Origin of the sequence: Streptomyces sp. NPDC092952 (assembly GCF_044754785.1) — a bacterium.
Classification (GTDB): Bacteria; Actinomycetota; Actinomycetes; order Streptomycetales; family Streptomycetaceae; genus Streptomyces.
On sequence record NZ_JBIVPT010000059.1, the window covers coordinates 1 to 1,688 of the forward strand.

Sequence of the window (1,688 nt, forward strand, 5' to 3'; positions counted from 1 at the left end):
GGGTGGCGGGCGGTGGTGCGCTCCGGGTTCAGCGCCTCGACCAACCGGTCGAACGGCAGGTCCTGATGACTCCACGCCGCCAGGTCGGTCTCCCGGACCCGGTCCAGGAGCTCCCGGAACGTCGGATCACCACTCGTGTCGGTCCGCAGGACCAAGGTGTTGACGAAGAAGCCCACCAGATCGTCCAACGCCGGATCGGTGCGTCCGGCGACGGGCGAGCCGAGCGGGATGTCGTGCCCGGCGCCGGACCGGGACAGCAGGGTCGACACCGCGGCCTGGGCCACCATGAACAGGGTGGTGCCGGTGTGCTGGGCCAGGGCGCCGAGCGCTTCGTGCAGCTCGGGCGGGCAGTGCACGGTGTGCATGGTGCCCTTGTTGGAGGCGACGGCCGGCCGGGCGTGGTCGGTGGGGAGGGTGACCTCCTCGGGAAGGTCGGCCAACGCGGATCGCCAGTAGTCGAGTTGGCGTTCCTCGTCACTGCCCAGGAGGCGCTGCTGCCAGAGGGAGTAGTCGGCGTACTGGGCCGGCAGCGGCTCCCACTCGGGGGCGGTGCCGCCGGTGCGGGCCGTGTAGGCGGTGGCGAGGTCGCGGAGGAGCGGCCCGTTGGACCAGCCGTCCGAGGCGATGTGGTGGATGACCACCAGCAGGATGTGCTCCTGCTCGCCGAGCGCGAGCAGGTGGCAACGGATCGGTCGCTGGACGGACAGGTCGAAGGTGGCCGCGGAGAGCTCCGCCAGGCGTGCGACGGCCTCCTCCTCGGAGGTTTCGGTCAGGGGGAGTTCGAGGTCGGCCGGGGGCAGGATGTGCTGGTACGGGGTCCCCCCGTCGGTGGGGAAGACGGTGCGCAGCCCCTCGTGGCGGGTGGTGAGGTCGGTGAGCGCCAGCCGCAGCGCCTCCCGGTCCAACGTCCCCTTCAACCTCAGGGCGAGGGGAATGTTGTACGTGGCGGACGGCCCCTCCATCTGGTCGAGGAACCACAGCCGCTGCTGCGCCGACGACAGCGGCACCCGCTCCGGACGCTCCTCCGGCAGCAGCGCGGGGCGGGGCTGTTCGCCGCTGCCCGCGGTGACGCACTCGGAGAGCGCGAGCACCGTGGGGTTGCGGAACAGGTCCTTCACTCCGAGCTGGACGCCGAACGCGCGCCGGATGCGGCTGATCAGCCGGGTGCCGAGCACCGAGTGGCCGCCCCGGTGGAAGAAGTGGTCGTCGATGGTGACCGAGGGAAGTCCGAGGACGGCGGCGAAGAGTCCGCAGAGCACTTCTTCCTGCGGGGTGCGCGGGGCGCGTCCGTTGGTGGTGAGGGCGACCTGCGGGGCGGGCAGGGCACGCCGGTCGACCTTGCCGTTGACGGTGAGCGGGATCGCGTCGAGGACCGTGAAGACGGACGGGACCATGTAGTCGGGCAGGGCCTCGGAGACATGACCGCGTACCTCGGTGACATCGATCCGGGCACCGTCGGCGGCGACCAGGTAGGCGACGAGGCGCTTGTCGCCGGGCCGGTCCTCACGGACGACGACGGTGGCCTGGCCCACGTCCGCGTGTGCGGTCAGTGCGGACTCGATCTCGCCGAGTTCGATGCGGAAGCCGCGGAGCTTGACCTGCTGGTCGGCCCGGCCCTGGTATTCGAGGGAGCCCTCCCGGTTCCACCGGACCAGGTCCCCGGTGCGGTACATCCGGGCACCGGCCGG

Annotated in this window: 1 protein-coding gene; it reads right to left on the minus strand. The window is 71.6% G+C overall.

The genetic code is table 11. The annotated features are described in order from the left end of the window. Nucleotides 1-1,673 (minus strand): condensation domain-containing protein (locus ACIQGQ_RS37175; RefSeq protein ID WP_402405113.1); only part of this gene is annotated, 1,673 nt, incomplete at its 3' end. Nucleotides 1,674-1,688: the final 15 nt, after the last annotated feature.